Here is an 18,866-nt window from a genome sequence, read left to right as displayed (position 1 = left end):
AGCTAGGATCAATAAAACGGATTTTTAGTTGAATGATCTGATTGCCCATCCGTTTTGGATTTAGGCTTTTCAACATCACTCGTAGAAGCATCATCAGAATGATCTTCTGAACGTATTTGATGTAAGGCTTCATTTGCAGCGTCTTTTGAAATTTCAGTCGCTAATGGTGCAAATGGTAATAAAGTTTGAATGAATTTTGAGTGTTTCCAACTCGGAGAACTTTCTACCCAAGGGCTTAACCCTTGCATAGTGATGAGGACGATGAACAAACCTTTCAAGGTGCCAAGCGCACCACCTGCTAAGCGGTTTAAAGGCCCAAGCTTTAATGTTTTTAAAATACCGTTTAATAGGGCTGTTACAATCCATGTTAAAACAATGATGACTAAGACAATAAATGCAAATGCTGCAATTTTTTGCACCACAGGATCCTGACTAAGTGCAGACATTGAAGGAGCGATGATATTTGCATATTTTGCACCAACAATCAGTGCAAAAATCCAACCTACCAAGTTCGCAAAGGCTTTAACGAATCCTTGTCGCAAACCGTTTAGCCCTCCAATGAGCAATAAAATCAGTATAACAATGTCTATAGTTGTCATCATTTAGATCATAGCATCTACGCAGTCTTGAATAAGGTCTGGGCCTGTATAAATCATACCACTATAGATTTGTACAAGTGTGGCACCCGCTTGTTGTTTCGCAACAGCTTGTTCACCTGACAAAATACCACCAACACCAATCAGCGGAATTTCATCTTTTAGTATTTGAGCAAATGCAGCAAGACATGCCGTACTTTTCTCAAATACTGGCGCACCCGACAAACCACCTGCTTCATCTGCAAAAGGCAAACCTTCCACACCTTCACGAGACAGAGTCGTATTGGTGACAATCAAGCCATCAATTTTAAACTGCTTCAATTGTGAAGCAATAAATTGAATATCCGTTGCATCTAGATCAGGCGCAACTTTTAAAACCAAAGGAACATAATGCTGAAACTCTTCAGCTAATTCAAGCTGACGATTTTTTAACGTTTCTAATAATTCTGTAAGCGCATGACCACTTTGTAAAGAACGTAAGTTTTTGGTATTGGGTGATGAAATATTTACGGTAATGTATGATGCATAGTTATACACTTTTTCCAAGCATATAAGATAATCAGATGTCGCTTCTTCCACAGGAGTTGCAGCATTTTTACCAATATTAATGCCTAAAATACCTTTAAATTTAGATGCCTTGACATTTTCTACCAGTTGATCAGCACCAGCATTATTAAAACCCATACGGTTAATAATGGCTTGTGCTCTTGGAAGGCGAAATAACCGTGGATGAGGATTACCCTCTTGAGGTTTTGGTGTAATTGTACCGATTTCGATAAAACCAAAACCTAATGCAGCAAGCGCATCAATGTATGCGCCATTTTTATCCAATCCTGCTGCAAGACCAACAGGATTCGGAAATTCAATACCCATACAAGTTACTGGCTTAGCCGTAACACTTGAACGAATCATACCCATTTTATGGGCAGATTTAAGCATGGATAATGTGAGTTCATGTGCACGCTCTGGTGCTAAAGAAAACAACAAAGGACGAGCAAGTGAATACAACATAGCTAAAAAGTCTACTGCTTTTTGAGTTGCCACATTATAGGCACAGCGGCTTGAAAAGGCTATGCTTGAAGCACGTTTATTTTCACTTACTATTGCACTGTCGCTGTTAATTTAATCTGCGCACCATCTTTTGCCAATTCCATCTTTTCAATACTTACACCCATTTGTGCAATTTGAGTTAAAAAGTTCGCCAGAATCGCATAATTTTGATGTTGAGCAACGATCTGAAATTGTTCCCCCACTTGCTGCGAAGCAACTGAAAGCCCTTGTTGTTGCGAGACTCTTTGAATTTTATCGGCCGTCGTTAATGCTAAATCATCAGATGGCTTCATCGCCACCACATTACTTTGCATCCAAACCACTAAGTCCTTCAAATCATTGAGACGTTTCTGCTGAGTTTCGGCAGCTTTATGCGTAAACCACAGTGCTGAACCGATGAGTGCAACCACAACAAAAATCGTGGTAAAAATCACAAGAACTCTTTCACGAACAGACATTTTCTCTAACTGATCAGAAATTTTTTCAGACCATGCGTCAAATTTATTTTGTACATTTCCCATTGTTTTCATTATTGTATTTTCACCAATCCAATGACTGTAGCACCCTGAGTCTGCACATTGCCCAGTTCAGCTTTAAATCCTTGTTGATTTAACTGTTTCACCAACGACTGTAAAGCATCTGACGATTTAGCCACTAAGTCCATACTCAACACGGACGCATCATAATTAACTCGATTAGCAATAATCTGATGCTGCATCAAAATAGGCCCAACACGACTTAAAAGTTGTAAAGCTTGAGTATTCGCACCCTGACTCAATGCCAATTTATTTTTAAATTGACGCTGAACAGAATCTTCAGTAATACGCTGCTCGTTCGGGAACCATTTTTTATATTGATCCACAGCAATCAATGCGGTCTGATCTGCGACTTTTTTCAACTTAAACCATCGTAAAGCATCACAACTCAGCTGAGCAATAATCAATGCAACAACCAACGCTGCACAAGCTTGCCAATAACGAGAAATACCGCCATTTTCCTGTTTCGCTTTAGGCAGTACATTAAAAGAATGCTGTTTCGGTTTTTTAATTTCTGCAAATTGGTAATTAAAGTTTTCACGCTGATCTGTTGTTGCAACCGCAAATAAGCTAACGGCTTGCTCACTGGTTAAGCCACTGTATTTATAATTTTTTTCTTTATCTGAAAAATCAAGATACAAAGCTAAATCATCAATTGAGTTACCTAAAAACTCATTTTCACGTACCAACAATTGACCATTAATATTGGCTAAAATACTTTGCCCCACTTCTGGAATAGGCAAAATTAAAAAATCAGGCAATAATGCAACAATTTTCAACGGCAGCAATGACAATGAATGTTGCATCGTCGTTACCACATATTGGTTAATCCCCAACACAAAGATTTGATCAGGTTGTTGAAAATGTGAAAATACCTTCATTTGATCAATCGGTTGAATCACATATTCTTCGAGTAAATACTTAATTCCATTTGCGCCCAATTGTTTATATTGAGTTTTATTAAATTTTTGCTGAAGAATCTGAACTTCACGGCTTGGGAAAAAGACCGTCGTCTCTTCACCTTGGTAAAGTTTAATATCTTGAATTAATTGTTCTAGACTCGCAGATTTATTCCAATCTTCTCCGCGCGACCACTGCCAAACCCCATTGGCTTCAGGCATCCATAAATACAACATCTATCGTTTTCTACCGTTCATTTATTTTTACAATGCTTTTATACAGTTGGAATAAAGGCTTTATTTTGTGTAGAAAGACCATTTGCAATCACTGATTGCTCGTAAATACGTGCCTCAGCCAATGCAAACGGATTAAACTGCTCATGCGTCAATTGTTCAGCAATATAACCAACGACATTCATATGACAGACCACCACAATACTTTCAAATGGTAATTGTGACAACCACTCTATTGCAAGTTTCGCATCATCTTCTGGTTTAATTTTATCGCAAATCAATACAGGTACATCTTTATAATACTGTTGAATATGCGCTAAAGTCTCCTGTGCTCGCAGCAAAGTACTGACAACAAATACATCGGGCTGAACATTTTTTTTCAAAAAATCAGCCGTTTGCTGAGCCTGTTTATGCCCTCGCTCTGTCAATGGACGTTTACTATCCACACCATTAATTGGTGGTGCTGCTTCACCATGACGTACTAAAGTCAGTTGCATAAAATTTCCCTATTTACTCTTGCGCTGATTATAACGATGCTTTATTACAATTCCATCTCTAATATCTAGAGTTTCGTCACAACTTATTTACTCTGAACATATATTTATCAATAGATTGTACATTCAAAAATCAATTAAACCTCGTTGTGTGGCAGCACAAATTCCACATCACTACGATGACCATTTTTCATTAACGATACAGCAATATTTAAAGGCGGTGCACCTTCAAAAATAACTTCGTATAAAGCTGTCGTTATTGGCATATACACATCAAGTTCTTTTGCACGCACATTAACCTGAATAATAGTATTAATCCCTTCTGCTGTCTGCCCAAGCTCTTGAGTTGCTTGATCCAATGACTTACCAGAACCCAAAGCGAAACCTACTTGATAATTGCGACTCAATGGACTGCTACAAGTAGCAAATAAATCTCCAACACCAGACAAACCTAAGAATGTTAATGGATTAGCACCGAGCTTAACTGCAAAACGACTCATCTCTGCTAACGCACGGGTTAAAATCATACTCTTGGTATTTTCACCTACTTTATATGCCGCAGCCATACCCATTGCTACCGCATAGATATTTTTAAGTGCACCACCAAGTTCAACTCCATGCACATCGTCACTACCAAAAACACGGAACAGTGCACTATGTAATGCCTGCTGTACCGCATAGCGCACCAATTCCGAATCACTCGCAATCACGGTTCCCGCAGGTTGCCCTGCAACAATCTCTTTCGCAAGGTTTGGTCCAGACAACACACCAAAAGGCACTTCTGGCAATTCTTCACGAATGATATCACTCATAAAACTAAAGGTTTTTGCTTCAATTCCTTTGGTCAATGACACTACGGCTTGCGCGCTGATAAAAGGTTTTGTTTGACGTAAAACATCACGAAATGAATGACTTGGGATTGCAACTAAGATAATATCACGATCACGTACTGCTTTTTCTAAATTTGATTCAGCACGTAAACCTGCTTCCAATTGAAAGTCTGGTAAATAACGTTTATTGACATGCGTTGCATTAATTTCATTGGCAATTGCTTCATCTCGGATCCAAATCATAGTGTCACAGCCATTGCGCACAGCAGTATTTGCCATCGCCGTACCAAAACTACCGCCGCCCAAGACAGTCACTCTCAATGCTGTTTTCTGATCTACTGCTACAGGTTCAACCAAATCTTTAAATTGCAAATCCGACATCATTGTTATCCCTAAAAATTTATTTCTTAAAAAGATCAATTCAAATTAATCAATGCAAAGTATTAAGCTTTCCAAAATTCAACATATTGTGCGCTATCAATTTCTGTTCTTGGTGCAATCTCTTTCACTGCCGTTCCAACATAAATAATGCCAGAAATTAAATCACGCTCTGCCAACCCCAAAGCTTTTTTCAATAAAGTAGATTCAACCACAGCCCCACTACGCCATATTGTCGCAAAACCCTGCGCCTGCATAGAAAGTAGAAAATTTTGCACAGCCGCGCCCGTACTTAAAGTCTGCTCAAAAAAAGGCACTTTAGCGTGATCTTGAAATTTAGTAACTGCAAGAACCAAAATAGGTGCACGAAATGGATGATGCTTTACTCGCTCAACTTGTGCAGAATCCAACTCACCTAAATCAGCCACAGCTTTTGCTAATAGTTCACCAAAAGCTGCACGATTTTCACCGTCAATAACAATAAATTGAGTCGGTTTAAGACGATGATGGTCTGGCGCTGTCAATGCCGCCTGGAATGACACATTCAATTGCTCATGAGTTGGAGCAGGCTCAACTAAATGCCCAATAGATTGACGTTGATGAATATTATCATGTACTGCTTTAAAGTCTGAATCCGACATTGACCTATCTATTATCTATTCAAAAATGTTCCTTCCAAGATTAACACACTCTTAAAAAATCGTAATAGCATAACAATGTGAAATAATTTAAATATCTAATAAATTAAATATCTTGCCAGGTATATTTTTCACATTAAAACGTAAGAAAAAAGCAAATCTCATACATGATTCTCAATATTAAATTAATTTTTATGTTCAAATAACAAGAATTTAAATTACTTTAACAATGAGATAGAAGATGAATATGAAAAATGTATTTGGAGTTTTAACACTGTCTATAGTTGCAACATTTCTAACCGCTTGTGCTTCTAATCCAACTCAAACATTAGCAATTCAAAAAGCAGATAATCAATACGAAGTCACAGGTTTAGGCAAAGATCAAATTACTGCAAAAAATAACGCCATTATTGCTGCCAACAAAACCTGCGGCAATAAAGGAACTCCCGTTTTAATCGATGAAAAAACTGAATATAACGGCGCACTAAAAGGTGTTGTCGATGAAAAAACAGGAAAATTAATTACCACTGCCGCTGGTGTTTTAGGTTCAATTATGGGTAAAAACAATGCCATTGAAAAAGACACAGACTATCAAAGCACGCTGACCTTTAGCTGTAAAGCAAATTAAATCTAGCAGTAGTTACACTCATAAAAAAACCTTCGCCGCTTAAAAGAGAAGGTTTTTTTTAAGACTTTAAATTAACAATAACCTTCCAATCGAGTTAATGGCAATTTCTGACCAATTGCTTTCTCAATAGTTGGTAAATTAAAAGCATCATCTTCAGATAAGAAACTAATACTTACACCTTGCGCTCCAGCACGACCTGTACGACCAATACGATGTACATAGTCATCCGACTGTTCTGGCAATGTGAAATTAATCACGTGTGAAACACCATCAACATGAATACCACGACCTGCCACATCTGTTGCAATCATAATGTTATGTTGACCATTTTTAAATTGATCAAGCATTTTCAAACGCTTATCTTGTGCAATCTCACCAGAAAGCATCACTACTTTGTAACCATCTGCTTTTAAATGATCATACAGTTTACGCACTTGATCACGACGATTAGCAAAAATCATCACTTTCTCAATAGGCTCATCCGCTAAAACTTGACGCAATAGCTTATATTTATCTTTTTTCTCAACCATATAAACGCGCTGCTCAACGTCTGCATTGGTTTTCTTGTCAGGTTCAATTTCAACCGTTACAGGTTCATGTAACCATTGCTGTGCAAGGTTTAGAACATCATAACTAAATGTCGCAGAAAACATGAGTGTTTGACGCTGCTCTTTACGTGGTGAAAAACGAACAATACGTTTCACTGATGGAATAAAGCCCATATCCAACAAACGGTCTGCCTCATCAATCACTAAAAATTCAATTTGATCCAACCAAATTTCTTTTTGCTCGGTAAAATCAATTAAACGACCTGGTGTTGCTACAATAATATCAATAAAGTTTTGATTCAGTTGCTTACGTTGCTTATCAAAATCTACACCACCCACCAATGTCATGACATTTAAATTGGTGAATTTCACCAACTCTTTTGCATCACTTTCAATTTGAATCGCAAGTTCACGCGTCGGCGCTAAAATCAACGCACGAGGCTCACCACGAAAACGCGGTTCTGAAACTGGATTATTAAGTAAATCATTAATAATACTAATTAAAAATGCTGCTGTTTTTCCAGTGCCTGTTTGGGCACGCCCAATTGCATCATGACCTGCTAAAGTATATTTTAATACTTTTTGCTGAATTGGGGTCATTTCACTAAACCCTAAAGCATCGATCGCTTGTTGAAGTTGCGGATGTAAATTAAGGGTTTCGAAACCTGATGACATATATACGAGCTCTAAGATTAGACACTTTAAATTGCGCCCATTATAAACAAAAAACGCCCCAATTCACTAAAAATTGGAGCGCCACTTAAATTTTAATAATTTAAGATTAATCTAAAGGTTGTACTTCTTCAGCTTGGAAGCCTTTTTGGCCTTGTACAACACTGAATTCAACGCGTTGACCGTCACGAAGTGAACGATGACCATCACCTTGAATAGCACGGAAATGAACAAATACGTCATCACCGCCTGCACGTTGAATAAAGCCGAAGCCTTTAGTGTCGTTGAACCATTTAACTACGCCTTGTTCACGAGCTGTCATAAGTTAATCCTCAGTTATTAAGAAAAAGGGACCACCCGGTGTTGCAAACAGCAGAGCAAACGAAGTTTTAAAATATTTTTTAATTTCAAAGCTTGTAATCATTCTGTAAAACTATTAACAAAATCCTGGGTTACATCCGTTTGTAAGGTAGGATTGAAACAATAATTGCTTCCAAGAAATCCTAAATACGCAACGAGCTTAACATGGGTTAAATACAAATAATAGATTTTTTTTTGATAATTATTTCAATTTTCACGATTAATTTATCTTGACTTTAATTTTTTCATTTGTATTTTTTAAAGAAATTTGCAAATTTATTTGGGTCACGACTTTATTCTTGTTAGAATAGATATTCCATAAAAATGCTGTATTCTCTATAAAATGAATGATCCTTTAGGTCAAATGCCTATCGAAATAAACAGTATGGGTAAACCCTGCCCCATGCCGTTATTGATGTTAAAGCGTGAATTAAAAAAAGCGGATTCACAGCAAATGTTTTTACTATTGTCATCTGACCCGCATAGTGAAATTGACATTATGCGTTATTGTCAAATAAACAATTTAGGTTGCCAATTGACTAAATTATCCCCTAAAGAGTTTCATTACTTAATTGAATCTTAATTATTTTCGTTTAAAATTTAACTTTGCAAATTTGCATAAAATTTTACATTTCTATACCCAAATTTCCTTACTTATCTGTGTTATTCGAATTATGATGAATGCATCGGTAATACAAAGAAATTCCTATAAGGAGAACTCATGAGTGACAGCAGCAATCAATTGATGCCCCTGTCCTTATCTGCGCCAGGTGTAAATCTGGGTGCTTATATTAGCACTGTAAATCAGATTCCTATTTTGACAGCCGAACAAGAAAAAGAGTTGGCGAATCGTTATTATTATGATCAGGATTTAGATGCTGCGAAAATGTTAGTCATGTCTCACTTACGTTTCGTGATTCATATTGCCCGTAGTTATGCAGGTTATGGTTTACCACAAGGTGACCTCATCCAAGAAGGTAATCTTGGTTTAATGAAAGCAGTTAAACGCTTTGACCCCAACATGGGCGTGCGTTTGGTGTCATTTGCTGTGCATTGGATTAAAGCCGAAATTCATGAATATGTGATTCGAAACTGGCGTATTGTCAAAATTGCAACAACCAAAGCACAACGTAAACTATTCTTTAATTTACGTAGCTTAAAAAAATCGAGTAAAAAATTAACACTTGAAGAAGCCAAATCTATTGCTAACGATTTGAATGTAACCCCTGCGCAAGTGTTGGAAATGGAAGGTCGTTTGACTGCCTATGATGCCGCATTTGAAGCGCAGGGTGAGGATGACGATGAAGGATCAACCTATGTTGCCCCTGCGCTTTATCTTGAAGATAATCGTTATGACCCTGCACGACTTGTAGAAGAAGAAGACTACGAGAATCAAAGTACGGCAGCGCTACAAGATGCAATGCAAAAACTTGATGATCGTTCACGTAATATCTTACAACGCCGTTGGTTAGATGATGATAAATCTACACTCCATGAACTGGCTGCTGAATATAATGTGTCTGCGGAACGTATTCGTCAGTTAGAAAAAAATGCGATGGAAAAGATTAAGGTCGCAATGTCATCCAATTAATTTTTTGTATTTTCAATAAAGGGGCTAAATGCCCTTTTATTTTTATCCAGAGCTTGGGTGTACAAAGATTTCAGCTTTATCCATTGACGAAAATTATGTTAATGTTGTGCGAAAATTTATGCAGATGACTGACTTATGTGGATTGCAATTTCAGCCTTAAACTTAGCTTTTGCGGTAATACTCGGTGCTTTTGGCGCGCACGGCTTAAAAAACCATGCAAATGAAGCACAACTGGGCTGGTGGCACACTGCAACTGATTATTTTTTCTACCATGCACTCGGGCTTTTTGCACTTGCTATTCTGAATAAAGTGATTCCACAACTTCCTATTAAAACCTGTTTTTTATTGATCCAAATGGGTATTTTCTTATTCTGCGGATCACTTTATATTATGGCGCTTGGCTTACCTCGTGGTTTAGGTGCAATTACCCCCTTTGGTGGTGCATTGATGATTGCAGGTTGGTTAATCCTTGCATGGAATGCATTTAAATATGCAAAGTAAATATTTTAAATACATTCTTTCATTTACTGCACAAACGGAATTTATATGCAAATTTTCTTAAATGGTGAATCACAAGAAACGGCTTGCCAAAATCTTTTGCAACTTATTCAAGAGCTTTCACTTGAGGGCAAGCGTTTTGCTGTTGAAATGAATGAAATGATTATTTCTAAAAGCAAACTTGAACAAACCCCAATTGCGGAAAAAGATCGTATTGAAATTATTCAAGCTGTCGGTGGCGGCTAAATTGGCTAAAAATGGAGTAAGCCCATGCAAGACCTTCCCAATACATTGAGTAACCAAGACTCGCCGCTGATTATCGGTTCACGCACGTTCAAATCACGTTTACTTGTCGGCACAGGTAAATATAAAGATATGAAAGAAACCGATTTAGCCATTCAAACCAGTGGTGCAGAGATCGTTACGGTTGCAATTCGTCGCGTCAATATTGGTCAAAACCCTGACCAACCGAATTTATTATCAATACTTCCACCAGATAAATATACGATTTTACCAAATACCGCAGGCTGCTTTGATGCCAATAGTGCCGTGCGTACCTGTATGCTCGCTCGTGAACTTTTAGATGGTCATAACTTGGTAAAACTTGAAGTTTTGGGTGATGAAAAAACCCTTTACCCGAATGTAATTGATACCTTAAAAGCCGCTCGCACTTTAATTGATGATGGTTTTGAAGTGATGGTTTACACTTCAGATGATCCAATTGTTGCACAAGAGCTAGAAAGTATGGGCTGTGTCGCAATCATGCCGTTGGGTAGCTTAATTGGTTCAGGTTTAGGGATTTTAAATCCACACACCCTTTCAATCATTAAAGAAAATGCCAAAGTACCTGTATTGGTCGATGCAGGCGTAGGCACTGCGAGCGATGCTGCAATTGCCATGGAACTTGGTTGTGACGGTGTTTTAATGAACACGGCGATTGCTGCTGCACGAAACCCTATACTCATGGCATCTGCAATGAAAAAGGCTGTTGAAGCAGGACGTGAAGCCTATCTAGCAGGTCGTATGCCACGTAAACGTATGGCAAGTGCCAGCTCACCTGAAACAGGTTATTTTTTTAAGTAAAGTATTCCAAAATTGTTTTAAATTTACGGATGATGAAAATGACAATACAAAAGGATGCTGCGGCATCCTTTTTATACTTTAATATGATGTAAAAATAATTGAGCTAACCTGATGATGAAAATAAAACTAATCCAAGTCATAAGTGCTTTCAGCCTACTTACATTATCTCCAATGTGTTTTGCAAATTCACTCGCGACAGAATCACAAAAAAGTCAATTACAACAATTCATTCCCAAAAACTGGGAAATTATTTCACAAGCAAATGGTGATTTAAATAATGATGGGATGAAAGATAATGTATTGATCATCCAACCTAAACATCAACGCAATCGTAAACTGATTATTTTATTCAATCAAAAATCGCAACTTCGCTCCGTTTTAACTAAACAGATCCCCAATTGGAGCTATAGCGATGCTAAAAATTGTATAAATGATGCTTTATTAAGTGGTGGGTTAAGTATTCAAAATAATGTACTAAATATAGCATTTGAGGAAATGAATACTTGTTCAAATAGCTATGGGATCATTTCGACTTATCGCTTTCAATATCATCGATCACAATTTAAATTGATTGGATTTGAATATGATTATCTACAAAAAAATAATGGTGAAGAAAAAATAATCAGTGGAAATTTTCAAACAGGTAAAATGAAAACCACACTTCAAAACATCAGTCTGAATGAAATCCAACTAACAGTACGTTGGTCTAGATTAAAAGCATTACCCATCCACACATTGGATAAAATAACATTGTATCAAAGTGATGATTTCCTCAAACAAATGATTCAATAGATTCCTAAAAATCTGAAGATAAAACAAAAATTACTTTTATTTGAACATCGATTACCTGAGGCAATTCAACTTAGGCTAATACGCAATCAGCATAAAATAGTAAAATGATGCCAAATCAAAAAAAGTTATTCGTTTCAATTAGAACAAGTTAAGTTTAATCACTGTTATGAATTTGAATAATAAAACAGCCTTATTTCATCCTCTTATGATTCAGGCTATTTTATTTAACATGACTTTATAGACGGATTAAGGAATTAAGCCTTCATCACGCATCGCAATTTGTACAGACTGGCGTTCCGCAACTTTATTACGTAAAGCAATAATATTGGTAAATGGTGTTAAGTCATGATGAATGACATTTGACCAATTTGTCAGCACAAAAAGGTAAGCGTCTGCTGGACCAAAGCGATCATTCACCAGATAGTCGTATTCAGACTCACCCAAATAATCATCAATATATTTCAACATTTTATTGATTGTCGCATAACCACGTACTTTTTCATCTTCTGTAATTTTTGGATCAAAAAATACTGCATATTCATCATGTAACTCTGAATTTAAATACCCTAACCACTCTAAAACTTTTGCACGCCCTAAACCTGATGGTGGAATCAAATCTTGTTTTGGGTCATGTTGTGCAATAAATGGAAGAACTGCAACATTTTCAGTCAAAATCAAACCTGGATTAATCTCTAAAGCAGGCACATAACCCTTAGGATTAATTTCATAATAATCTGCACCTTTTTCTGTTTTATGCGTTTTTAAATCAACTCGTTCTAAGTCAAAATCAACATTAATTTCATTCAATAAAATATGGGCAGCTAAAGAACACGCGCCTGGAGAATAATACAACTTCATATCTAATCCTTGTTATATGACTATTTAAGTTTTAAAGGGCTTATGATCTAATTTCAAGTTTTAAAAAATAAAATTTGCAAATAAGCGTAAAAATTGTAAATTCCGTTACATCTTGAATATTCCGCAAAATGAAGACTTTTTCAAGTCAAACTTACCTATTTTTGACTAAAAGATGTTTTAACATACGCACCTTTAAAGAATGATGAAATTTTTGAAATCATTAGTCTGAAAATTCAAACGAATATTTACAAGATATGCCTTCGGGTTATTACTCATCTAAATTCATCACTTTTCCTGCAATTGCGGTTGTAACCGCTTCGCAGGTAAATCTAAATTATCCTTGATTATTATTGGAGGAATGCACAAGCGATACATTATTAGATCAATTGCGGTCTATACCAAAAAGCTTATGATTTTATATCGAAGCCGTAACTAAAATATAAATAACATACTTTTAACGTAAACTCATATTTCAACTTTTACATCAAAAATGATTCATAAGTTGCAAAATAGTTAATATTATTCGAAACAATATTCAGAAAAAATAATTTAAAAAACATACTTAACAATAACCTGCAGTTTTGGAATTTTTTGAGCCTCCATCCAACATTGCAGGCATAGTTAACTTATTACAACCAATTGAAAATAAATAATTTATATTTAATGAAACATTTAATTCTTCTAAATAAAAAATATGTAGATTTAGGTCCATAATTTTCAAAAATACCTATTATCAGGTATAGCTAAATTTTTAAATACCTGAAAAAATGAATAAATAGACATAGATGAGTTTTTTACATCATGAACAATGAGTTAAGTTTACCTGTACCCGTGATCATTGTTGAAGATGAACCACTGATACAAAAAAGGCTGACAAATATATTAATCAATATTGGATACTCAATATCAGATTTACGTTTTGCCCAAAATTTAGCTCAAGCCAATGAACAATTACTGACACATTCGGCCTCATTTGCACTGGTTGACTTAGGTTTGCCAGATGGAAATGGCGTTGATTTTATTGAAACTTTAAAAAAATACGACCCTACTATCACCATATTAGTCATTTCTGCATGGAGTACTGAAGATGCCATATTGGATGCTTTAAGTGCAGGTGCAACAGGTTATGTTTTAAAAGAACGGGATGATTTAGAGGTTACTTTATCAATTCGCAGTGTTTTACGTGGTGGTGCCCCCATAGATCCATTTATTGCGCAAAAGATTTTAAAACAACTACAATTTAATGGTAGAAGCACGCCAAATAAAAACTTAAGTGACTCAAAAATAACAGATAATGAAAGTATACTATCTAAGCGCGAATTGGGAATTTTAGAATTAGTCGCACAAGGTTTAAGCAATAAGGAAATTGCTGACCATCTTACATTGTCACGTTATACCGTTGAATCGCATATTAAACATATTTATCGGAAACTTGCTGTATGCAACAGAGCCAAAGCAATCGATACAGCACGCAATCTTGGTTTACTCGACTAAGTCTATTTGTTGTTTTATGCACGAGTTTTTCACTAGGTTTCACGAAAGAAACCTATGTAAATCAAAAGTTAGAATTACACTCAGACCATTTAGACAGCGCCTGCTCTGTTCAGATTTTAAATACCCAAGTGGTCAAAGCTGATCCAGATTTAACACGAGCACCGCAAAATGGTTGGCAAGATGTCAAATTACCCGATGATTGGGACTCCCGCTGGAAAGATTACTCTGGATCTGCTTGGTATAAAATAACATGGCAATACCATTGTGCTAATAATCAATATAATCATCCATTTGCTGTACTTATTGAACGAATAACCCTTGCAGGGGTTGTCTATAATAACAATGAACTGATTTGGCGCGATAAATCATTGATCGAGCCTTTATCACGTAGCTGGAACATGCCGCGTTATTGGGTTTTACCTTCAAGCTCATTAAAACAAGGGAAAAATGAAATTTTAGTGAGAGTAGTTGGATTACAATCTCAGCATTCAGGTCTAGGTCATATCCAGATTGGAAATGTTGAAAATATAACAAATCAACATGGACAAGCAGTATTTGAAAATAGAACATTGTATGCAATCAATCTATTGATTACCTGTATTTTAGGCATGATCTGCTTTTTAATTTGGATATTTCGTCGTCAAGAAGTTGCTTTTGGATGGTTTGCATTCAGTTGTATTTTTTGGGCCTTATTTATCGCAAACATGATTATCACAACACCATTTCCATTTAATGATAGCCTGACACTTTCACGATTTAACCTTGTATTTTTATTATGTTACACATATACATTTTGCTTATTTGTTTGGCGATTTTCTAATGCTAAATTTCGAATAATGGAAAGAATTCTTGCAGTATTCACAATTTTGTTAAGCATATTATTAATATTTATACCCGATCATCATATTTTGACAGTTCTCAATATTTCATTTCTGTCTAGCTGTATCATTTTCATACTAAATTGTCTATTCACACAATGGATTGCCTATAAAAAACAGAAATTTGACGTATATTTACTCGCAGCTGTTTTTCTGACTTTTATCATCATAATCATACATGACTTAGTGCTTATTATGACACAGAACCTAACTGCTTTAATGTGGACTCCTTTTTCCGCTCCAATTACCAGTGTTGCAATTTCGATTATTCTTGCACTACGAATTTCCAAAAATATGCATCGTATTGAAACCTTTAATGAAACATTAAAAGATACTGTAGAAGCAGTTACATTCGATCTCGAACAATCTTTAGATAAAAAATACCAACTTGAAATAGATAATATGCGTTTGCAAGAGCGTTTAAACCTTTCCCATGAATTACATGATGGTTTGGGTGGTTCGCTGGTACGTTCTATGATTTTATTAGATCACTCTGAAAAAGTTGAAAAAAGCCAAGTGATGTCTATGTTTAAATTATTACGTAATGATTTAAGGCAGGTCATCGATACAGGCTCAAGTATTGGTGTAAAAATTCCTACAAGTCCAGTGTTGTGGGTCGCACCACTCAGGCACCGCTTTGTTCAATTATTTGAGGAAATGGATATAGAGTCCACTTGGATTTTTGCAAACCACTGGAATATTACACCTATCGCACTGCATTGTTTAACCCTTTCACGCGTTGCAGAAGAAGCTTTGACCAATATTATCAAACATAGTCAAGCAACGGATGTAGAAGTATCTTTAACCCAAGATGCTCAATATCGAATCATTTTAGAAATTAGAGACAATGGTATAGGTTTTGTGGCTGATTCTGTTCAAGAAGGACTACATGTCGGTTTACAAAGTATGCAAGTTCGTGTGAAACGGATTGGAGGAGACTTTCATATTAGTTCTGAAACTGGTCTCACAGTTATCCGTGCAATTGTTCCACAAAGAGCTATATGTGAATGATTAATATTCAACTGAATATTTTCCCCTAGTAAGTGACAGCTATTTTATTTTTCACGATTAACTATTTACTGTAAATATCTAAATGATTAAATTGAATCACTGATGAATTAAATATTAATTTATTCAGACTAGATTAGTCATTTAAATGATGACAATAAGATCAAACACTCAAAATCAACAAAAAAGAGAAGTATTTATTACTTCTCTTTTTTAATTTATCAATCACCCAATTTACTTCAAGAACTTACTTTTTTGGCCCGCTTAAAGACTAATGACATTGTTAATAAAATTAATCCTAATAACGACCACACCCCCGTACCACCGCCATGAGTATCTTTCGAATCTGAACCTGTAGTAACGTCATTCAAATCTAAATCGACAATAACTGGATCGTGATCTGAAGAACGGAACGCATCGGCATTATAAAAAGCAATCTTTTGTGCATCGTTCTTAAATTCATCATTATAATCCAGTGCCGTTGGCTCATCTGCATTGATATGCCATGCAAAAGTACGTTTCACCAGTGGATATAAGGTCGCATCAGCAATTGCATGATCTAAATTTCCTGCACCACCGTTACCATTAGCATCACTTGCGACACCAAATACATAGCTATATGCAGATTTTCCTTGACCAATTTTTTCATCATTGAGTAAGACTTTATAATTGGCTTTTTCAAAAGCCAAAATTGGATCTTCTTTAGCATAGCTATTCATATCACCAACCAATAAATAATTTGGCTTTTCCACTTTGGTTGGATTGGTTGCAATCCACTGCATCAATCTTTGCACTGCGGTTAAACGTGTAGGATTCCAGCAACCTTGACCATCATTTTGATCTGCATCTGCTACCGTTTTATCATCTGGACAACTGCCTTTAGATTTCAAATGGTTGGGGACTATTGTAAATATCTTACCCCCTGATACCGCTTGGAAAGTCTGTGCCATAGTCACGCGATTTTTCTGAGTTAAATCATCATAAACTACAGCAGCATTGATGGGTTTTACCCTTTTACTGTTATAGATAATCGCCACAGCAATCGCATCTGTACCTAATTTAACAGTATTAGGTGGAATCACGTATTTCCAGTCGATACCTAAAGCTTTCGTTAAGTAAGCTACTGCACTATTTTCACTATAACCATTATTGCCAATTTCCATCAAACCATACACATCAGCATCAATACTTTTTAATGCGCTGACAATTTTACTATGTTGCTTAACAAATTCAGCTTGTGTCGTCGCACCACGCTCAGTTGGAAAACCTTTTTCTAAACCATTATCGTAGTTCAAGACATTAAAAGAAGCGACACGAACTTGACGACTGTCTTTGGCAAGAAGACTTGATTTACGCTCATTGCTAGTACTAATAACCTCAGGAGCGAGCCTACCCTGTATTGGCTGAATCCGCCATGCACCAAAACGATATTCTAAAATACCTTCTACATTTTTAACTTGGTAACCTGCACGTAAGGTATTTAAAGCACTGAATTTTTCTGGTAACCACGGTGTTCTATTCTGATTATTATAGCCATCATCCAAAATAATTTTAGACAATAAATTTTGTTTGGCTAAATTCACAGCTTCAGCAGATTTTGCAGGATATAAATTGGTCGGAATATAAAGACGCCCTAAACTAAGTGATAATTCACCGTAACGACCATAATTGTAATTTTCACTGACCGTTAAGTTCTGTGGAATTTTAACCAACATGCCTTGGTAACGTTTCGGGGCGTTGCCTGTTGTATCGGTCAAACTGGAAAATGGCAGTTGGATAGATTGAGCGCTGATAAGGTTTGCAGCACTTGTATTACACGTTTGAATATGACTACTTAATTCATCTAATTGAAGCTGATTCTGATACGCTGTTAAACGCCCTTTCAAAATAACCTCTTCCCCAAACTTCCCACCAATCACAGCACTACCCGCAGGTAAATAGACAAAAATTGCATTACTTAGATTTGCTTTCGCTTTACTATCAACAGTCTGAATATATACCCCTGAAAAACCATTTTCATAACGATAATCTGCGGTAATGACACCACGAACTGTATATTGCTGATTTTGCTTAGCAGACTGTAGATCTGCAATGGGTGTATCTGTAGCACTACAACTCAGAGTGATTAAAGGCGGCGTTGTTGTTCCGCTATTTAGATATGTATCAAATGCATTCTGATCAGACCATTTTGACCATTCAACCTCTAAATTAAATTGAGCAGTTGGATCAATAGATGCCACATCATTGCCCTTTTTGATTCGTTCAAAACTATTTTTTACAGCTGTTAGCGATGTTCCCCAACCAGTTGTTGGTAACACGCCCAATTGCCCAAAGCGATCTACTGGCGTACCTTTATAATAAAGAACTAAAGCATCATCACCATTGAATCCTAAATTTGCTACTTGATTCACTTTTGCCCCAATAGCAGCTTGTAATTCAGAGCGCCCTATCAAAAATTTACTTTTACTCCCCAAACTACCCTGCAATGGAAATGACAGATATTTAACAGCTTCACCATTATTAAACTGACGGATTTCGTAATCTGCTAAATTCACTGTTGCTGTATCTGGATTATAAATTTCCAAGCCTTTTCTATTCGCCGAGCCATCAATATATTGGCTAAACATCAATTGTGCAGAAGCAGAGAATGAACAACCTAAAACTGCAAGGCTAAGCGCTAGTGTACGAGGTTTTAAAAATTTCATATTTTTGAACTTTTGTTTAAATTCCAAGCAGGTTAGTTTTTATAAATGACAACTGCATGAATATTTTATGACATTTTTATATGGATTAATTTTCAT

Annotated in this window: 20 protein-coding genes; 9 read left to right on the top strand and 11 right to left on the bottom strand. The window is 36.2% G+C overall.

Going from position 1 to position 18,866, the window contains the following annotated elements:
- Positions 1 to 8: 8 nt before the first annotated feature.
- The 7 genes from ACG94X_RS04090 to ACG94X_RS04060 form a co-directional block, all read right to left on the bottom strand.
- Positions 9 to 599: a CvpA family protein gene (locus ACG94X_RS04090; RefSeq protein ID WP_419382460.1), complete on the bottom strand. Its 591-nt coding sequence runs from the start codon at positions 597 to 599 to the stop codon at positions 9 to 11.
- A gap of 3 nt (positions 600 to 602) precedes the next feature.
- Positions 603 to 1,607, bottom strand: a complete 1,005-nt coding sequence (locus ACG94X_RS04085) for a quinone-dependent dihydroorotate dehydrogenase (RefSeq protein ID WP_419382577.1) — start codon at positions 1,605 to 1,607, stop codon at positions 603 to 605.
- 89 nt (positions 1,608 to 1,696) lie between these two features.
- On the bottom strand, positions 1,697 to 2,176 hold the full coding sequence (locus ACG94X_RS04080) for a type II secretion system protein M (protein ID WP_419382459.1): 480 nt from the start codon (positions 2,174 to 2,176) through the stop codon (positions 1,697 to 1,699).
- A complete protein-coding gene (gene gspL / locus ACG94X_RS04075; RefSeq protein WP_419382458.1) occupies positions 2,176 to 3,318 on the bottom strand; it encodes a type II secretion system protein GspL in 1,143 nt (380 codons plus the stop codon). The genes ACG94X_RS04080 and gspL overlap by 1 nt, the downstream gene beginning before the upstream one ends.
- A gap of 38 nt (positions 3,319 to 3,356) precedes the next feature.
- Complete coding sequence (gene sixA / locus ACG94X_RS04070) at positions 3,357 to 3,812, bottom strand: phosphohistidine phosphatase SixA (RefSeq protein WP_419382457.1); 456 nt, start codon at positions 3,810 to 3,812, stop codon at positions 3,357 to 3,359.
- A gap of 134 nt (positions 3,813 to 3,946) precedes the next feature.
- The gene (locus ACG94X_RS04065; RefSeq protein ID WP_419382456.1) at positions 3,947 to 5,020 is read right to left on the bottom strand and encodes an NAD(P)H-dependent glycerol-3-phosphate dehydrogenase; all 1,074 of its coding nucleotides are present in this window, start codon (positions 5,018 to 5,020) and stop codon (positions 3,947 to 3,949) included.
- Positions 5,021 to 5,082: 62 nt separating this feature from the next.
- Positions 5,083 to 5,658: a nitroreductase family protein gene (locus ACG94X_RS04060; protein ID WP_419382455.1), complete on the bottom strand. Its 576-nt coding sequence runs from the start codon at positions 5,656 to 5,658 to the stop codon at positions 5,083 to 5,085.
- A 244-nt stretch (positions 5,659 to 5,902) separates the two neighbouring features.
- On the opposite strand from ACG94X_RS04060, the gene ACG94X_RS04055 reads away from it, so the two are divergent.
- Positions 5,903 to 6,283 carry a hypothetical protein gene (locus ACG94X_RS04055; protein WP_419382576.1) on the top strand — a complete coding sequence of 127 codons (381 nt, stop codon included), beginning with the start codon at positions 5,903 to 5,905 and terminating at the stop codon, positions 6,281 to 6,283.
- A 71-nt stretch (positions 6,284 to 6,354) separates the two neighbouring features.
- Here ACG94X_RS04055 and rhlB read toward each other — a convergent pair whose 3' ends face one another.
- On the bottom strand, positions 6,355 to 7,506 hold the full coding sequence (gene rhlB, locus ACG94X_RS04050; protein ID WP_419382454.1) for an ATP-dependent RNA helicase RhlB: 1,152 nt from the start codon (positions 7,504 to 7,506) through the stop codon (positions 6,355 to 6,357).
- Between the two features lie 106 nt (positions 7,507 to 7,612).
- The gene (locus ACG94X_RS04045) at positions 7,613 to 7,825 is read right to left on the bottom strand and encodes a cold-shock protein (protein WP_004822370.1); all 213 of its coding nucleotides are present in this window, start codon (positions 7,823 to 7,825) and stop codon (positions 7,613 to 7,615) included.
- Between the two features lie 381 nt (positions 7,826 to 8,206).
- Here ACG94X_RS04045 and ACG94X_RS04040 point away from each other — a divergent pair, with 381 nt between their 5' ends.
- The 6 genes from ACG94X_RS04040 (at position 8,207) to ACG94X_RS04015 (ending at position 11,827) form a co-directional block, all read left to right on the top strand.
- Entirely contained in the window at positions 8,207 to 8,446 is a 240-nt protein-coding gene (locus ACG94X_RS04040; protein WP_419382453.1) for a sulfurtransferase TusA family protein, read from the top strand.
- 138 nt (positions 8,447 to 8,584) lie between these two features.
- On the top strand, positions 8,585 to 9,454 hold the full coding sequence (rpoH, locus tag ACG94X_RS04035; protein WP_419382452.1) for an RNA polymerase sigma factor RpoH: 870 nt from the start codon (positions 8,585 to 8,587) through the stop codon (positions 9,452 to 9,454).
- A gap of 135 nt (positions 9,455 to 9,589) precedes the next feature.
- Positions 9,590 to 9,955, top strand: a complete 366-nt coding sequence (locus ACG94X_RS04030) for a DUF423 domain-containing protein (RefSeq protein ID WP_419382451.1) — start codon at positions 9,590 to 9,592, stop codon at positions 9,953 to 9,955.
- Between the two features lie 45 nt (positions 9,956 to 10,000).
- Complete coding sequence (thiS, locus tag ACG94X_RS04025; protein ID WP_419382450.1) at positions 10,001 to 10,198, top strand: sulfur carrier protein ThiS; 198 nt, start codon at positions 10,001 to 10,003, stop codon at positions 10,196 to 10,198.
- A 24-nt stretch (positions 10,199 to 10,222) separates the two neighbouring features.
- Complete coding sequence (locus ACG94X_RS04020) at positions 10,223 to 11,035, top strand: thiazole synthase (protein ID WP_419382449.1); 813 nt, start codon at positions 10,223 to 10,225, stop codon at positions 11,033 to 11,035.
- Between the two features lie 111 nt (positions 11,036 to 11,146).
- Positions 11,147 to 11,827, top strand: coding sequence for a hypothetical protein (locus tag ACG94X_RS04015; protein ID WP_419382448.1), 681 nt, complete (start codon positions 11,147 to 11,149; stop codon positions 11,825 to 11,827).
- Positions 11,828 to 12,073: 246 nt separating this feature from the next.
- Here the strand turns inward: ACG94X_RS04015 and ACG94X_RS04010 are convergent, their stop codons facing one another.
- A complete protein-coding gene (locus tag ACG94X_RS04010; RefSeq protein ID WP_419382447.1) occupies positions 12,074 to 12,685 on the bottom strand; it encodes a glutathione binding-like protein in 612 nt (203 codons plus the stop codon).
- A gap of 801 nt (positions 12,686 to 13,486) precedes the next feature.
- On the opposite strand from ACG94X_RS04010, the gene ACG94X_RS04005 reads away from it, so the two are divergent.
- Both ACG94X_RS04005 and ACG94X_RS04000 read left to right on the top strand, forming a co-directional pair.
- The gene (locus tag ACG94X_RS04005) at positions 13,487 to 14,179 is read left to right on the top strand and encodes a LuxR C-terminal-related transcriptional regulator (RefSeq protein WP_419382446.1); all 693 of its coding nucleotides are present in this window, start codon (positions 13,487 to 13,489) and stop codon (positions 14,177 to 14,179) included.
- Positions 14,125 to 16,068, top strand: coding sequence for a sensor histidine kinase (locus tag ACG94X_RS04000; RefSeq protein WP_419382445.1), 1,944 nt, complete (start codon positions 14,125 to 14,127; stop codon positions 16,066 to 16,068). The genes ACG94X_RS04005 and ACG94X_RS04000 overlap by 55 nt, the downstream gene beginning before the upstream one ends.
- Positions 16,069 to 16,304: 236 nt before the next feature.
- Here the strand turns inward: ACG94X_RS04000 and ACG94X_RS03995 are convergent, their stop codons facing one another.
- A complete protein-coding gene (locus ACG94X_RS03995) occupies positions 16,305 to 18,770 on the bottom strand; it encodes an ExeM/NucH family extracellular endonuclease (RefSeq protein ID WP_419382444.1) in 2,466 nt (821 codons plus the stop codon).
- Positions 18,771 to 18,866: the final 96 nt, after the last annotated feature.

The organism is Acinetobacter psychrotolerans (genome assembly GCF_048552595.1).
GTDB lineage: Bacteria > Pseudomonadota > Gammaproteobacteria > Pseudomonadales > Moraxellaceae > Acinetobacter.
This window is presented reverse-complemented; position numbering and strand designations above follow the sequence as displayed.